A 14,197-nucleotide genomic window follows, 5' to 3' on the forward strand; every position below is an offset into this window, starting at 1 on the left:
ACGCTGCACCAATTAAATTGGAATGGAATAGCAGATAGCTGAACCTATAAACACAGGACCTTATGGTCCTGTTTTTTTTGGCTAGCACCCTCATAAAAATAGGAATAACGAGAAAGCTTACAACTGCTCAAAAGTTGGCAAAAATGGAACATCTTTAATCGTGATGCCAAAACCAACAACCACCAAATAGATCACGGCTAGAATAACTGCAGAGACCAATGTAGTGATCAGCATCTTTTTCAAAATCATTGGTTGAACAGGTGCACTCGATACAGTGCCAAGCGTCACATCATTATCTTCATCTTGAGTGCGCACGCCAATAGGCAGCACGGTAAAAAAAACCAACCACCACAAAATGAAATAAAAGGCAAAAACGGTAATTACAGCCATTACTATACTTCCTCAAGCTCAATGAGAGAGCCTTGGAAATCTTTAGGATGGAGAAACAAAACAGGGTTTCCATGCGCTCCGATTTTAGGCTCACCATCCCCAAGCACACGAGCGCCTTGATTGATAAGGCGTTCACGTGCGGCAATAATGTCATCGACTTCATAGCATATGTGATGAATCCCACCAGTGGGGTTCTTCTCAAGAAAACCAGCGATCGGAGAATCATCGCCAATCGGATATAAAAACTCAATTTTTGTATTGGGTAATTCAACAAATACAACCCGCACACCATGCTCAGGCAAGTCTTGCGGTTTTGTTATATTCGCACCTAATGCATTTTCATATTGTGCACAGGCTGCTGTCAGATCAGGCACCGCAATTGCCACATGATTTAAACGACCAATCATAACAATTTTCCACTCTATGCTCTTAGCATCATTACTGAGCAAAATGGTTTTTTGCCCCATAAGTGATTTACCTTGGCCCGCACGGCACGGTAGACAGCATCTTTGACTAAAGCTTCGTCTTTACGTTTTTTCATTGGTAGCGCTTCAATCGTGTTGAGAACAACATTGAAAATAATATCTTCAAACAATTCATCTTCATCATCTTCCAAGGGAAGACCAAATAGTTCGACTGCTGGATCATCAGGAATACCGCCTTTAGCATCTAGCACAATAGCAACATTCACAATGCCCGCGAACGAAAGCTTGCGTCGTATGTTGACGCCTGCCCCATCCTCATCACGGATATATTTACCGTCACGCACCAAAATACCGACAGGCACCTCATCAACCTTTTGAAGCGCGTTCGGTGCAACATGAACCACATCACCATTATCAATGACCATTACATCGCTAATGCCCGCCCCCAATGCCAGACGCGCTTGAGCACGCAAATGCATAGCCTCGCCATGAACAGGAATAAGCGAGCGTGGTTTTACCCAATCATACATTTGTACAAGTTCATTGATGCGAGGGTGACCAGTGACATGGACCACTTCATCGCGATCTGTAATTACATCAACACCACTTGTTACGAGTTGATTGATGATATTACCGACTACTTTCTCGTTGCCAGGAATCGCACGGGATGAAAAAATCACCAGATCACCCTTTGAAAAAGCGATGTTGCGATGATCATCTCTAGCAATGCGCGCAAGAGCAGCGCGAGGTTCACCTTGTGATCCCGTTAAAATCACCAGCACTTTCTCACGGGGCATATAGCCATATTCCGCTTCACCGATGAAAGGTGGCACATCGTCCAAATATCCAAGCTCTCGCGATACATCGACCACACGACGCATGGCAGCACCCATCAACACCACTTGACGATCTGCGGCCTTAGCTGCAAGCGCGATCGCGCGAATACGCGCAACGTTTGAAGAAAAAGTTGTTACAGCAACGCGGTTTTTTGCGTTCTTGATAATTTTTGTGAGATTTTCTTGAATTTCTGCTTCACTCGGGCTTACGCCTTCACGCATGGCATTGGTAGAATCGCAAATAAGGGCATCAACACCGCCAGTCTCACCAATCTCTTTAAGACGTTTAACATCTGTCGCACGTCCAGCACCGGGAGTTGGGTCCAGTTTCCAGTCACCCGTATGCAATACCCTGCCCGCCTCAGTCGTTATCAGCAACGAATTTGGTTCAGGAATTGAATGAGAAACGGCGATAAATTCGACACTAAACGGGCCTATATCTATCGTCTCACCTTGTTCAACAACAGTTGTCGGCACAGCTTGATATTCGCCGTAACGCGCGGCCTTAGCATTTAAGAGACCCGCAACAAAGGCCGAACAATAAATTGGTTTTTCAACGGCTGGCCATAGTTCCAGCAGCGCACCATAGTGATCTTCATGCGCATGGGTAATAAATATCCCAAGGATGTCTTTACGATTATCTTCCAAAAAAGCGATGTCAGGAAAAATAACATCCACACCAGGTTGATGAGGGCCAGGAAAAGAAATACCAAAATCGACAACAATCCATTTTCGTTCTTTCGCATGGCCAAAACCATAGAGCGCGAGATTCATACCAATTTCACCAACACCACCAAGTGGAGAAAATACGAGTTCAGGGGATTGGGAATCAGTCATAATATTCCTTAGTTGGAAATGTGTAACTTTGACTTAGCGCGTGCGGTCAGGAAAGAAAACATCTCCTGCGGTTATAATGCGTTCTGTTTTGTCAGAAAGACCAAGAATAAGTTGGCCACGATTGTTTATATCTCGAAATTGACCACTTATTTCCTCATTATCTAAACGTACAGTTATTTCTTGCCCGATACCGCGTGCGTGTTTCAGCCATTTAGTGCGGATCGTTTCAAAGTCGCGACCAGCGTTCCATAAATTTACATTCTGGACCAAACGCGACTTTAAGGCTTCAAATAATTGATCAGCAGTCAGGTCTATACCTTCGGATAGAAAATTACTGGCAGGATACGGTGTGTCATCAGGATGATGGGTGCAATTTACACCCATACCAACCACGACATCCATATCACCGGACTGTTCGCGTGCCTCCAAAAGCAAACCAGCAATTTTGGCCCCGTTCCACAAAACATCATTCGGCCATTTCAATGCACATGACGATGAACGTTCCTGCGTACAATCTGATATCGCTTCATGCAAAGCCACGGCAGTTACAAAAGAAAGCTCAGCGCAACACACAGGGCTTGCTGGAGCTTTAAGAAATAGGCTTGCATAGAGATTACCTATCTTAGAGACCCAAACCCTGCCTCGTCGCCCTCGTCCGCTACTTTGAGCTTTTGCTGTAACGAAAAACCGCGCCAGCCCTCGCTCTTCCGCTAGCCTAAAAGCTTCATCATTGGTTGAACCAATTGTATCAAAGGCAAAATGAGTGATATCCAGTGATGTGTCTACGAACTCTTGCAAGTTCTATCCGACAAAAAAGGTCTTAGCAGCCGTTTCCGCCATATCACCTATCGGTCCGATAATAAGACCAAAGAACAGCACAAAAAGCCCAGCGATCGTCATGATAACGCGCAGTTCAATCGGCATTGCTTCAAACGGTCCTTTTTCTTCATCAAAATACATAATCTTGATAATACGAAGATAATAAAAAGCACCAACGACACTTGCTAACACACCAATGATAGCAAGCACATATAGATTAGCTTCTATAGCTGCAACGAACACAAACCACTTACCGAAGAAGCCAGCAAGCGGTGGAATGCCTGCTAGTGAGAACATAATCATTGCCAGAATAAAGGCCATGACCGGATGATTTTTAGAGGCTCCAGCAAGAGAATTAATATCTTCCACCATGCCATCTTTGTGGCGCATGGCAAGGATGCAAGCAAAGGCCCCCAGCGTCATGGCCATATAGATGGTCATATAAATGATAACGCCTTTGACGCCAACTTGACTACCAGCAGCAAGCCCCACGAGAGCGTATCCCATATGACCGATGGAAGAATAAGCCATCAAACGTTTAATGTTGTTTTGGCCGATTGCGGCAAAAGCACCAAGGATCATGGACGCGATGGAGATAAAGACAACAACCTGCTGCCAGTCTTTGGTCACCGGTTCAAAGGCGTCATAGGTAACGCGGACGAACAATGCCATGGCTGCAATTTTTGGGGCAGCGGCGAAGAAGGCGGTCACAGGCGTGGGAGCACCCTCATAAACATCAGGTGTCCACATATGAAATGGCACAGCTGATATTTTAAACGCCATACCACAAAGCACGAATACAAGGCCAATGATAACCCCAGCTGATGCTTTGCCTTCTTGTAAGGAGGCGGCAATGTTTGGAAATTCAGTATGCCCGGTAAAGCCATAGATGAGTGACATGCCGTATAAAAGGAAGCCAGATGATAGCGCGCCTAGCACAAAGTACTTCAAGCCCGCTTCCGTCGCGCGTGTTGAATCTCTGTTGATCGCGGCAATCACATAAAGTGATAAGGACTGAAGCTCGAGCCCGAGATAAAGCGCGATCATATCGTTCGCAGATATCATCATCATCATGCCGAGTGTCGCCAGCACAATCAAAATGGGATACTCAAAATGATCAAACTTTTCACGGCGGATAAAAGCAATTGACATAGCAATGGCAGCAATAGAACCGATTAAAGTCAAAATCTTCATATAATTGGCGAAAGGATCGACAATAAAGGCGCCATCAAATGTAGAGATTGTTTCATTACTACCGTTAAAAACAAAAACACCCGCAACAATAAGAAGTGCGATGGCAAGACCAGTAATTGTAACTGTCGATTTTTCTCTTGAGAAAACGCCAATCATCAACAAAACCATAGCGCCGATCGCCAGTAATATTTCTGGCATGGCAGGTGATAAATTCAAGGCGGCTAAATATTTTTCTTGCATGTCTTATGCCCCCTATTTCAAGCTTGCTGCGGCAGATTGCTGAAGAAGATCAGCTTTCGCTAGGGCTGCTTGATAACCCTGAATGAGATTGTCGACTGATGCTGCAGTGGCATCGAATATTGGCGCGGGATAAATACCAAAGAAAATAGTCAGAATAACCAAAGGTGCGATGATTACTTTCTCGCGTAGTGACATATCCAAAATTGATTTCAGACTTTCCTTTTGAAGCGTGCCAAAAACAACACGTCGATAAAGCCACAAGGCATAAGCAGCCGACAGAATGACACCGGTTGTCGCAAATAGCGCAACCCAAGTGTTTGCCTTGAACGCGCCAACCAGAATGACGAACTCACCAACAAAGCCACTGGTGCCAGGAAGTCCGACGTTTGCCATAGTAAAAATCAGGAAGACGGTGGCATACCAAGGCATACGGTTTACCAGTCCTCCATAAGCCTTGATCTCGCGTGTATGCATGCGGTCATAAACGACGCCAACACAAAGGAAGAGTGCCCCGGATATAAGGCCGTGAGATAGCATTTGGAAAATACCACCTTGGATGCCTTGTTCGTTCGCAGCGAAAATACCCATCGTCACAAAACCCATATGGGCCACAGATGAATAGGCAATCAGTTTTTTGATGTCTTCTTGCATGAGCGCCACTAGTGAAGTGTAAATTATGGCAATCACAGATAGAGTGAACACGAATGGTGCAAAATAATCCGATGCGAGCGGGAACATTGGCAGTGAGAAGCGCAAAAACCCGTAACCACCCAGTTTCAACAAAATACCAGCCAGAATAACAGACCCTGCCGTAGGTGCTTCAACGTGAGCATCCGGCAGCCATGTATGGACGGGCCACATCGGCATTTTGACGGCGAATGACGCGAAGAACGCAAGCCACAGCCATGTTTGCATGGATGGCGGGAATTCATGCGCAAGCAAGGTTTCAATGTTTGTTGTGCCTGCATCCCAAAACATTGCCATTATAGCTAGGAGCATCAAAACCGAGCCCAGCAGAGTGTAAAGGAAGAACTTGAAAGAGGCATAGATACGGCGTTTACCGCCCCACACACCAATGATGATGAACATCGGAATAAGGCCTGCTTCGAAGAAAACATAGAAAAGCACAAGATCTAGCGAGCAGAATACACCGATCATCAGTGTTTCTAGTACTAAGAACGCGACCATATATTCTTTAACGCGCTTTTGCACAGACTCCCAGCTTGCCAAAATACAAAGCGGCATCAGGAATGTTGTGAGAATAACAAACAGCATAGAAATGCCATCAACACCCATGCGATAACCGATTGCGTCACCGTCAAGCCAGTTAAACTGTTCTTTCATCTGGAAGCCAGGGTTGGATGCATCAAAATTGATCCAGATACCGAGCGATAATATGAACGTAACGGCTGTCGTAATCAGCGCGATAAAGCGAATGTTTTGGCGCGCTATTGCATCATCGCCGCGCACGATCAAAATCATTGCAACGCCAATTAAAGGCAAAAAGGTCACCGTAGAGAGGATTGGAAATGACATGGTATTTATTTCGTCTTTCTCATCGTCTTGTTAGAACATCATCCAAGTGACAAGGGCAGCAATGCCGATCATCATGGCGAAGGCGTAGTGATAAATGAAACCGGTTTGAAATTTGACCACTTTATCAGTGATATTAAGCACACGGGCAGAAATGCCGTCTGGGCCAAAACCATCAATAAACCAGCCGTCACCCCGTTTCCAGAAGAACGTGCCAAGCCGCATGGCTGGGCGAACAAATAGGAAGTCGTAAATTTCATCGATGTACCATTTGTTCAAAAGGAACTGATAAAGACCTGGTTGCTCTTCCGCTAATTTCTTCGGCAAATCAGGTCTGCGAATATAAAATTGATAAGCAATCAAGAAGCCAAGAACCATGACGATTGTGGCAGCTGATTTCACAAGGAATGGCACACCATGGATATCATGTAGGAGATGATTGTCAGCGCCCGTGAAGAGAGCTTCTTTCCAGAAACCATCATAACCTTCACCAATAAAGCTGCCGTAGAAGACAACGCCGGCAAAGAGCGCGCCAATCGATAGAATAAACAGCGGCACAGTCATCACAAGTGGTGATTCATGTACATGGCTCATTACAGAAGCCGAAGCACGTGGTTTGCCGTGGAAAGTCATGAACACAAGACGCCATGAATAAAAGCTTGTGAACAGTGCAGCCAAAACGGTCATGGCAAAAGCAAAGCTTGCAACTGCATTATGTCCCACAAAGGCAGCTTCAATGATGGCATCTTTTGAGAAGAAACCAGCAGTACCGATATAGGTTCCCGGAATACCCAAGCCTGTTAGAGCGATGGTGCCGATAAACATGGTCCAATAAGTGATAGGAATATGCTTTTTCAAGCCACCCATTTTACGCATGTCTTGTTCATCAGACACGGCATGGATAACAGACCCCGCCCCTAAGAACAGCAATGCTTTAAAGAAGGCGTGTGTGAAGAGGTGGAAGATCGCGATGGAATATCCGCCAAGCCCCAAAGCCACAAACATATAGCCAAGCTGAGAACAGGTCGAATAAGCAATCACGCGTTTGATGTCGTTTTGTACAAGACCAACGCTGGCTGCAAAAATAGCGGTAAATGCACCGATGAATGTAACAAAGGCGAGCGCTGTATGCGAAAGCTCAAACACCGGTGACATGCGCGCTACAAGGAAAACACCCGCTGTCACCATGGTCGCTGCATGAATAAGTGCCGACACAGGTGTCGGGCCTTCCATAGCGTCAGGCAACCACGTGTGTAGCAGGAACTGAGCCGATTTACCCATAGCACCCATGAAGAGAAGCAAACAGGTGATTGTCAGTGCACTATCAAGGGCCAGCTCATAACCAAGGAAATTGAGAATTGTACCAGCAGCGATCACATTACCCTTGTCATCCACCATGCCTTTTGCAGCAGAGAAAATGGTTTCAAGTTCAACGGAGCCGAAGATTATGAATATCGAGAAGATGCCAAGCGCAAAACCAAAGTCACCCACACGGTTGACGATAAACGCTTTCATGGCCGCCGCATTGGCCGATGGTTTATGATACCAAAAACCAATTAGCAGATAAGATGCTAGACCAACACCTTCCCAGCCAAAGAACATTTGAATGAGATTGTTGGACGTGACCAGCATCAACATCGCAAAGGTGAAAAGCGAGAGATAAGCAAAAAAGCGTGGGCGATGCGCATCATGGTGCATATAACCAATAGAATATATATGCACTAGCGCCGATACAGAGTTGACCACGACAAGCATCACCACAGTGAGCGTATCAATACGAAATGCCCAGTTTGCAGCAAAATCACCAGATTGAATCCAGCGCATAACGGGCACAGTGAAGCCTTCGTTGTCGCCAAAACCCACTTGGAAAAGCGCCACCCACGAAAGCACGGCTGATATAACAAGTAAGCCGCTTGTTATATATTCACTGGCCTTAGCGCCAATGACGCGACCAAAAAGACCGGCGATGAGAAAACCGATAAGAGGTAAGAAAACAATTGCAGAATACATGTGCCCTTACCCTTTCATTGCGTTGATGTCTTCAACCGCAATCGACCCGCGATTACGATAAAAAGCCACGAGGATTGCAAGACCAATAGCCGCTTCAGCAGCCGCGACTGTCAAAATGAAGAGCGCGAAAATCTGACCGACTAAATCACCCGCAAATGACGAGAAGGCAACAAGGTTGATATTAACAGCCAGCAAGATCAATTCAACAGACATCAAAATAATAATGACGTTTTTACGGTTCACAAAAATGCCGAAGACACCAATCGTGAACAATATCGCTGCTAAGGCGAGATAATGGGAAATTCCAATTTCCATAAGCGTTAAATCCCCTTACCCGTCTCAACGTCCACAACCTCGATGGCTGTTTCGCGTGTGCGCGCGTTTTGCGCAGAAATGTTTTGCCGTTTCACACCTTCTTTATGGCGAAGAGTGAGAACAATAGCGCCGATCATGGCGACCAGTAGCACCATGCCTGCGGCTTGAAAGAAATAGATATAGCGGGTGTATAAAAGTAGGCCTATGGCCTCTGTGTTACTAACCTCACCAATATCAGGTATAGGTGCGGCACCTACCCCAATTGCAAAATTCGGGTCCACCAAAAAACCACCCAAAACAACAACAAGCTCACCAGCCAATATGAGAGCAACCAAGCCACCAAGTGGCACATATTGCAAGAAACCTTGTTTCAGCTCCACAAAGTCAACATCAAGCATCATGACGACAAACAGGAACAGCACCGCCACAGCGCCCACGTAAACAATCACAAGGATCATGGCGAGGAATTCAGCACCCAATAGCACGAATAAACCTGCGGCATTAAAAAATGCCAGAATAAGAAACAGCACAGAATGCACTGGGTTCTTTGCGGATATAACCATGAACGCCGAACCGATCGCGATGACGGAGAACAGGTAGAAGAAGATTGCAGTCAAGCCCATGTCGGTCCTCAAGCTTCCTAACGGTATTGCGCGTCGAGCGCGATGTTTTGAGCCAGTTCGCGCTCCCAGCGCGCCCCATTATCAAGTAGTTTGTCTTTGTCGTAATAAAGTTCTTCGCGGGTTTCAGTCGCAAATTCAAAATTTGGCCCCTCAACAATCGCATCCACAGGACAAGCTTCCTGACAGAAACCACAATAGATACATTTTACCATATCTATATCGTAGCGCGTGGTGCGACGTGTGCCGTCATTGCGGCGTGGGCCTGCTTCAATAGTGATGGCCTGTGCGGGACAAATCGCCTCGCATAATTTACACGCGATACAGCGCTCTTCACCGTTTGGATAACGGCGCAGTGCATGTTCGCCACGAAAGCGCGGGCTAATCGCCCCTTTTTCATAGGGGTAATTGATGGTTGCTTTTGCTTTAAAGAAATAGCGCATGGACAACGCAATCGCGCCTACGAATTCTTTCAAGAAAAGTGCCTTACCGGCTTGTGCTAATGAACCCATAATTTTTCCCTCGATCTACGGTCCCCATCCTGTCAACATCAGGATGAAGGCAACAAAGAAGACCATGAAGAGTGAGATTGGCAGGAATACTTTCCAACCAAGACGCATCAGTTGATCGTAACGATAACGCGGTACAAAGGCTTTCACCAAAGACACCATAAAAAAGACAAGTGATAGCTTCAAAACGAACCAGATAACACCCGGCACCCAGTTAAACGGTGCAATATCCACTGGCGGCAACCAACCACCAAGGAACAGGATTGTTGTCATCGCACACATGAACAAGATGGCTGCATATTCGCCGAGCATGAACATCACATAAGGCGTGGAAGAATATTCCACCATGAAACCTGCAACCAATTCTGATTCTGCTTCAGGCAGATCAAATGGAGGACGGTTTGTCTCCGCTAAAAGCGAGATAAAGAAGATGATGAACATCGGGAAGAGCGCAAACCAGTGCCAATCAAGGATGGAAGCTGGTAGGCCAATCATCGTGCCCGGCCCTTCTGCTTGCGCCAGCACAATCTCTGACATATTCAGTGAGCCAACACACAACAGCACTGTAATGATCACAAAACCGATAGAGACTTCGTAAGAAATCATTTGAGCAGCAGAACGAAGCGCACCAAGGAATGGATATTTCGAGTTTGATGCCCATCCGCCCATGATCACGCCGTAAACTTCAAGCGATGTAATGGCGAAGATAAACAAAATGCCGACATTGATGTTAGATACAACCCAGCCTGCATTCACAGGCATTACCACCCAAGCCGCTAGCCCTAGCGTCACAGTAACAAGGGGCGCCAAAAGGAACACCGCCTTATTGGCGCCAGATGGAATAATTGGTTCTTTCAAAATGAATTTCAATGCATCAGCAAAAGCCTGAAACAGCCCCCAAGGACCAACAACATTTGGCCCGCGACGAAGCTGGACAGCCGCCCAGATTTTACGGTCGGCGTAGGTCGAATAGGTCACACCCAAAAGTACAATCGCTAAAAGCAACAGACTTTGCCCGACGATAATCGCTCCGGGGATGACGTATGTATCGATAAATTCCATCGTGTCTGCCCCTATTCCGCTGCTTCTGCGCGTTGGCTGGCTGCAAGTGCTGAACAATCAGCCATCACCTTAGACGCACGCGCTATCGGGTTTGTGAGGTAAAAATCAAGTACGGCAGGTGCAAAAGATGCCTTATTCATCTTCTTTGCTCCTTTGGCAAGCGCGACCACGGCACTTGGATCATCAGTAACAATGTCTCCCAATGCTGAAAGGTGCGGATGCGCCTCAAAGAGCTTTGATCGCAATTCATTCAAATTGTTAAATGGTAAGTTTTGGCCCAAAACTTCAGACAGGGCACGTAAAATCGCCCAGTCTTCACGTGCATCACCTGGAGCAAATGCTGCGCGGCCTGTCATTTGTGGACGGCCTTCAGTGTTCACATAGATGGCCGATTTTTCAGTATAAGCGGCACCCGGCAAAATAACATCTGCTGAATTAGCACCCTTGTCACCGTGCGAGCCGATATAAACCTTAAACGCATTACCCGTGATATCGATCTCATCAGCACCAAGCATGAAGAGCACGTCAAGCTTGCCCATACCAGAGGCTTTAACGCCTCCTTTGCCAGGCACAAATCCAATATCAAGACCGCCAACCATGCTTGCGCTTGTATGAAGAATAGAAAGACCGTTCCAAGCATCAGAAACTTTACCCGCAAGTGCTGCTGCATTGGCAAGTACGCCAACGCCATCAGCACGTGTAAGAGCCCCTTGGCCAACAATAATAAGTGGTCGCTTTGCTCTTTTTAATTTCGAAGCAAACGCACCTTTACCGCTCACAAGTTCAGCGAGAGAGTCAGGCCCTGCTCCTAGATAAGAAACATCATAGGTTAAATCGGCAGGCTCACCAATAAATCCAATTGGCAATTTGCCTTGTGAGGCGCGCCATGCTTTGCGAATACGAGCATTCACAAGAGCTGCTTCACTACGTGGATTTGTGCCAATTAAAACAATGGCATCGGCTTCTTCAATGCCTTCAATCGTAGAATTAAACAGATATCCAGCGCGGCCTTTTGATGGATCAAGTGTCTCACCATTTTGGCGACAATCAACATTTTTGGAGCCAAGTGAATTAAGCAGAATTTTTGCTGCATACATTTCTTCAACACCAACAAGATCACCAGCAATCGCACCAATCTTGTTGCCTGTGGTTGCTTTGATCTTTCTCGCAATCGCGGCAAAGGCTTGCGCCCATGTTGCAGGCACTAATTTACCAGATTTTCTGACATAAGGTTGATCAAGGCGTTGGCTTTTCAAACCATCCCAAATGAAACGGGTTTTATCTGAAATCCATTCCTCATTAATTTCTTCATTGAGACGCGGCATAATGCGCATCACTTCGCGCCCACGTGTATCAACGCGAATGGCAGATCCAAGCGCGTCCATCACGTCAATGCTTTCAGTTTTATTGAGTTCCCAAGGTCGCGCCTGATCTTGATAAGGCCGCGATGTCAACGCACCAACGGGACAAAGATCCACAACATTACCCTGAAGCTCAGACGACATTGCGCCCTCAAGATAAGTAGTAATTTCAGCGTCTTCACCACGACCAATCAGGCCCAAATCAGAAACGCCGGCAATCTCAGTCGTAAAACGGACACAGCGCGTACAATGGATGCAACGTGTCATTTTTGTGCGGACAAGCGGCCCAATATATTTATCTTCAACTGCGCGTTTGTTTTCATCAAAGCGCGAGCCATCAAGACCATAGGCCATGGCCTGATCTTGTAGATCGCACTCACCGCCCTGATCGCAAATTGGACAATCAAGGGGGTGGTTGATGAGAAGGAATTCCATCACCCCTTCCCGCGCTTTTTTGACCATTGGTGTTTTGGTGAAAATCTCAGGTGGCTGGCCTTCTGGACCAGGGCGCAAATCTTTGACACCCATAGCACAAGAAGCAGCAGGTTTTGGTGGGCCGCCCTTTACTTCAATCAGGCACATGCGACAGTTGCCCGCGACCGATAAGCGATCATGGAAACAAAAACGAGGCACCTCAGCTCCTGCTTCTTCGCATGCTTGCAGCAAGGTGAAGTGGCTCGGGACTTCGATCTCTTGGCCGTCAACGACAATTTTTGCTGTGTCACCCATTATTCAGCCGCCTCCATAACCGCGCCATCTTTATCGGAGCGATGTGAATATTGATCGATGCGTTCTTCTATCATTGGGCGGAAATGGCGGATAAGACCTTGAACAGGCCAAGCCGCAGCATCCCCCAGCGCACAAATAGTGTGACCTTCAACTTGTTTGGTCACCTCTAACAACATATCGATTTCTCTTTTTTGAGCGCGTCCCTCTGCCATGCGCGTGAGAACACGCCACATCCAGCCAGTACCTTCGCGGCACGGTGTACATTGGCCGCAGCTTTCATGCTTATAAAAATAAGCAAGCCGCGCAATCGCTCGGATCATGTCAGTAGATTTATCCATCACAATAACGGCAGCCGTCCCAAGACCAGACTGCAACCCGCGCAGGCTGTCAAAATCCATCGGGCAATCCATGATCTGTTCAGCTGGTACACAAGGCACCGAAGATCCACCAGGAATAACGGCCAGAAGATTGTCCCATCCACCGCGCATACCGCCGCAATGTTTATCCATCATCTCTTTAAAAGGAACCGACATCGCTTCTTCAAAAGTTGCTGGCTGATTGACGTGACCTGAAACACAGAAAAGCTTAGTGCCTTTATTGTTCTCCGCGCCAAAGGAGGAAAACCACTCGGCCCCACGACGCAGAATTGTCGGAGCCACCGCAATCGATTCAACATTGTTCACCGTTGTGGGCGCACCATAAAGACCAGCATTTGCAGGAAATGGTGGTTTCAAACGCGGCTGCCCTTTTTTGCCTTCTAAGCTCTCTAACAATGCAGTTTCTTCACCACAGATATAAGCGCCCGCGCCATGATGAACATAAAGATCGAAATCCCATCCGGATTTTGCAGCATTTTTGCCCAAAAGGCCTGCATCATAAGCTTGATCAATCGCCGCTTGTAGGCGTTCACGTTCGCGAATGAATTCACCCCGCACATAGATGTAACCGGCATTCGCGCCCATGGCGAAACCAGCAATCAGGCAACCCTCAACCAATGTATGAGGATCATGACGCATGATTTCACGGTCTTTACAGGTGCCCGGCTCTGATTCATCCGCATTAACGACCAAATAATGAGGACGACCATCGGATTCTTTTGGCATGAAGGACCATTTAAGGCCAGTCGGGAAACCAGCACCACCGCGTCCGCGAAGGCCGGAAGCTTTCATTTCATTCACAACCCAATCGCGGCCTTTTTTAATAAGCGCGCCTGTACCATCCCATTGGCCACGTGCGCGTGCGCCAGCAAGACCCCAGTCGTGGAAGCCATGAATGTTGGTAAAAATCCGGTCTTTATCTTCAAGAAAGGCTTGCATG

General features: G+C 46.9%; 13 protein-coding genes. All 13 read right to left on the reverse strand.

The features are described from left to right. Positions 1–117: 117 nt before the first annotated feature. From ABJ081_10180 to nuoF, 13 genes are read right to left on the reverse strand one after another with little or no spacing between them, the layout of a single operon-like run. Positions 118–390, reverse strand: coding sequence for a DUF1467 family protein (locus tag ABJ081_10180; GenBank protein ID MEP6357041.1), 273 nt, complete (start codon positions 388–390; stop codon positions 118–120). A gap of 2 nt (positions 391–392) precedes the next feature. Continuing rightward, positions 393–797 (reverse strand): methylmalonyl-CoA epimerase, encoded by a 405-nt coding sequence (gene mce, locus ABJ081_10185; GenBank protein MEP6357042.1) that lies wholly within the window; start codon positions 795–797, stop codon positions 393–395. 14 nt (positions 798–811) lie between these two features. Then, positions 812–2,488 (reverse strand): ribonuclease J, encoded by a 1,677-nt coding sequence (locus tag ABJ081_10190; protein MEP6357043.1) that lies wholly within the window; start codon positions 2,486–2,488, stop codon positions 812–814. Between the two features lie 33 nt (positions 2,489–2,521). Beyond that, positions 2,522–3,286: a biotin--[acetyl-CoA-carboxylase] ligase gene (locus tag ABJ081_10195; protein ID MEP6357044.1), complete on the reverse strand. Its 765-nt coding sequence runs from the start codon at positions 3,284–3,286 to the stop codon at positions 2,522–2,524. Positions 3,287–3,289: 3 nt separating this feature from the next. After that, a complete protein-coding gene (nuoN, locus tag ABJ081_10200; GenBank protein MEP6357045.1) occupies positions 3,290–4,741 on the reverse strand; it encodes an NADH-quinone oxidoreductase subunit NuoN in 1,452 nt (483 codons plus the stop codon). Between the two features lie 12 nt (positions 4,742–4,753). After that, positions 4,754–6,277 (reverse strand): NADH-quinone oxidoreductase subunit M, encoded by a 1,524-nt coding sequence (locus ABJ081_10205; protein MEP6357046.1) that lies wholly within the window; start codon positions 6,275–6,277, stop codon positions 4,754–4,756. 30 nt (positions 6,278–6,307) lie between these two features. After that, the gene (gene nuoL / locus ABJ081_10210; protein ID MEP6357047.1) at positions 6,308–8,284 is read right to left on the reverse strand and encodes an NADH-quinone oxidoreductase subunit L; all 1,977 of its coding nucleotides are present in this window, start codon (positions 8,282–8,284) and stop codon (positions 6,308–6,310) included. A 6-nt stretch (positions 8,285–8,290) separates the two neighbouring features. After that, positions 8,291–8,599, reverse strand: coding sequence for an NADH-quinone oxidoreductase subunit NuoK (nuoK, locus tag ABJ081_10215; GenBank protein ID MEP6357048.1), 309 nt, complete (start codon positions 8,597–8,599; stop codon positions 8,291–8,293). A 5-nt stretch (positions 8,600–8,604) separates the two neighbouring features. Beyond that, positions 8,605–9,222 (reverse strand): NADH-quinone oxidoreductase subunit J, encoded by a 618-nt coding sequence (locus ABJ081_10220; GenBank protein MEP6357049.1) that lies wholly within the window; start codon positions 9,220–9,222, stop codon positions 8,605–8,607. A 17-nt stretch (positions 9,223–9,239) separates the two neighbouring features. Further along, on the reverse strand, positions 9,240–9,731 hold the full coding sequence (gene nuoI, locus ABJ081_10225; protein ID MEP6357050.1) for an NADH-quinone oxidoreductase subunit NuoI: 492 nt from the start codon (positions 9,729–9,731) through the stop codon (positions 9,240–9,242). A 15-nt stretch (positions 9,732–9,746) separates the two neighbouring features. Continuing rightward, on the reverse strand, positions 9,747–10,790 hold the full coding sequence (nuoH, locus tag ABJ081_10230) for an NADH-quinone oxidoreductase subunit NuoH (GenBank protein ID MEP6357051.1): 1,044 nt from the start codon (positions 10,788–10,790) through the stop codon (positions 9,747–9,749). Positions 10,791–10,801: 11 nt separating this feature from the next. Next, complete coding sequence (gene nuoG, locus ABJ081_10235; GenBank protein MEP6357052.1) at positions 10,802–12,880, reverse strand: NADH-quinone oxidoreductase subunit NuoG; 2,079 nt, start codon at positions 12,878–12,880, stop codon at positions 10,802–10,804. Further along, complete coding sequence (nuoF, locus tag ABJ081_10240; protein MEP6357053.1) at positions 12,880–14,196, reverse strand: NADH-quinone oxidoreductase subunit NuoF; 1,317 nt, start codon at positions 14,194–14,196, stop codon at positions 12,880–12,882. Before nuoF ends, nuoG begins: the two co-directional genes overlap by 1 nt. Position 14,197: the final 1 nt, after the last annotated feature.

The sequence above is a fragment of the Hyphomicrobiales bacterium genome, assembly GCA_039989895.1.
Taxonomy (GTDB): domain Bacteria; phylum Pseudomonadota; class Alphaproteobacteria; order Rhizobiales; family JACESI01; genus JACESI01.

What these genes read in the sequence shown, in the direction of transcription:
- nuoH (MEP6357051.1), bottom strand. Translation starts at nt 10,790, where the DNA reads ATGGAATTTATCGATACATACGTCATCCCCGGAGCGATTATCGTCGGG.
- nuoI (MEP6357050.1), bottom strand. Translation starts at nt 9,731, where the DNA reads ATGGGTTCATTAGCACAAGCCGGTAAGGCACTTTTCTTGAAAGAATTC.
- mce (MEP6357042.1), bottom strand. Translation starts at nt 797, where the DNA reads ATGATTGGTCGTTTAAATCATGTGGCAATTGCGGTGCCTGATCTGACA.
- nuoN (MEP6357045.1), bottom strand. Translation starts at nt 4,741, where the DNA reads ATGCAAGAAAAATATTTAGCCGCCTTGAATTTATCACCTGCCATGCCA.
- nuoG (MEP6357052.1), bottom strand. Translation starts at nt 12,880, where the DNA reads ATGGGTGACACAGCAAAAATTGTCGTTGACGGCCAAGAGATCGAAGTC.
- ABJ081_10220 (MEP6357049.1), bottom strand. Translation starts at nt 9,222, where the DNA reads ATGGGCTTGACTGCAATCTTCTTCTACCTGTTCTCCGTCATCGCGATC.
- nuoL (MEP6357047.1), bottom strand. Translation starts at nt 8,284, where the DNA reads ATGTATTCTGCAATTGTTTTCTTACCTCTTATCGGTTTTCTCATCGCC.
- ABJ081_10205 (MEP6357046.1), bottom strand. Translation starts at nt 6,277, where the DNA reads ATGTCATTTCCAATCCTCTCTACGGTGACCTTTTTGCCTTTAATTGGC.
- ABJ081_10190 (MEP6357043.1), bottom strand. Translation starts at nt 2,488, where the DNA reads ATGACTGATTCCCAATCCCCTGAACTCGTATTTTCTCCACTTGGTGGT.
- nuoF (MEP6357053.1), bottom strand. Translation starts at nt 14,196, where the DNA reads ATGCAAGCCTTTCTTGAAGATAAAGACCGGATTTTTACCAACATTCAT.
- ABJ081_10180 (MEP6357041.1), bottom strand. Translation starts at nt 390, where the DNA reads ATGGCTGTAATTACCGTTTTTGCCTTTTATTTCATTTTGTGGTGGTTG.
- nuoK (MEP6357048.1), bottom strand. Translation starts at nt 8,599, where the DNA reads ATGGAAATTGGAATTTCCCATTATCTCGCCTTAGCAGCGATATTGTTC.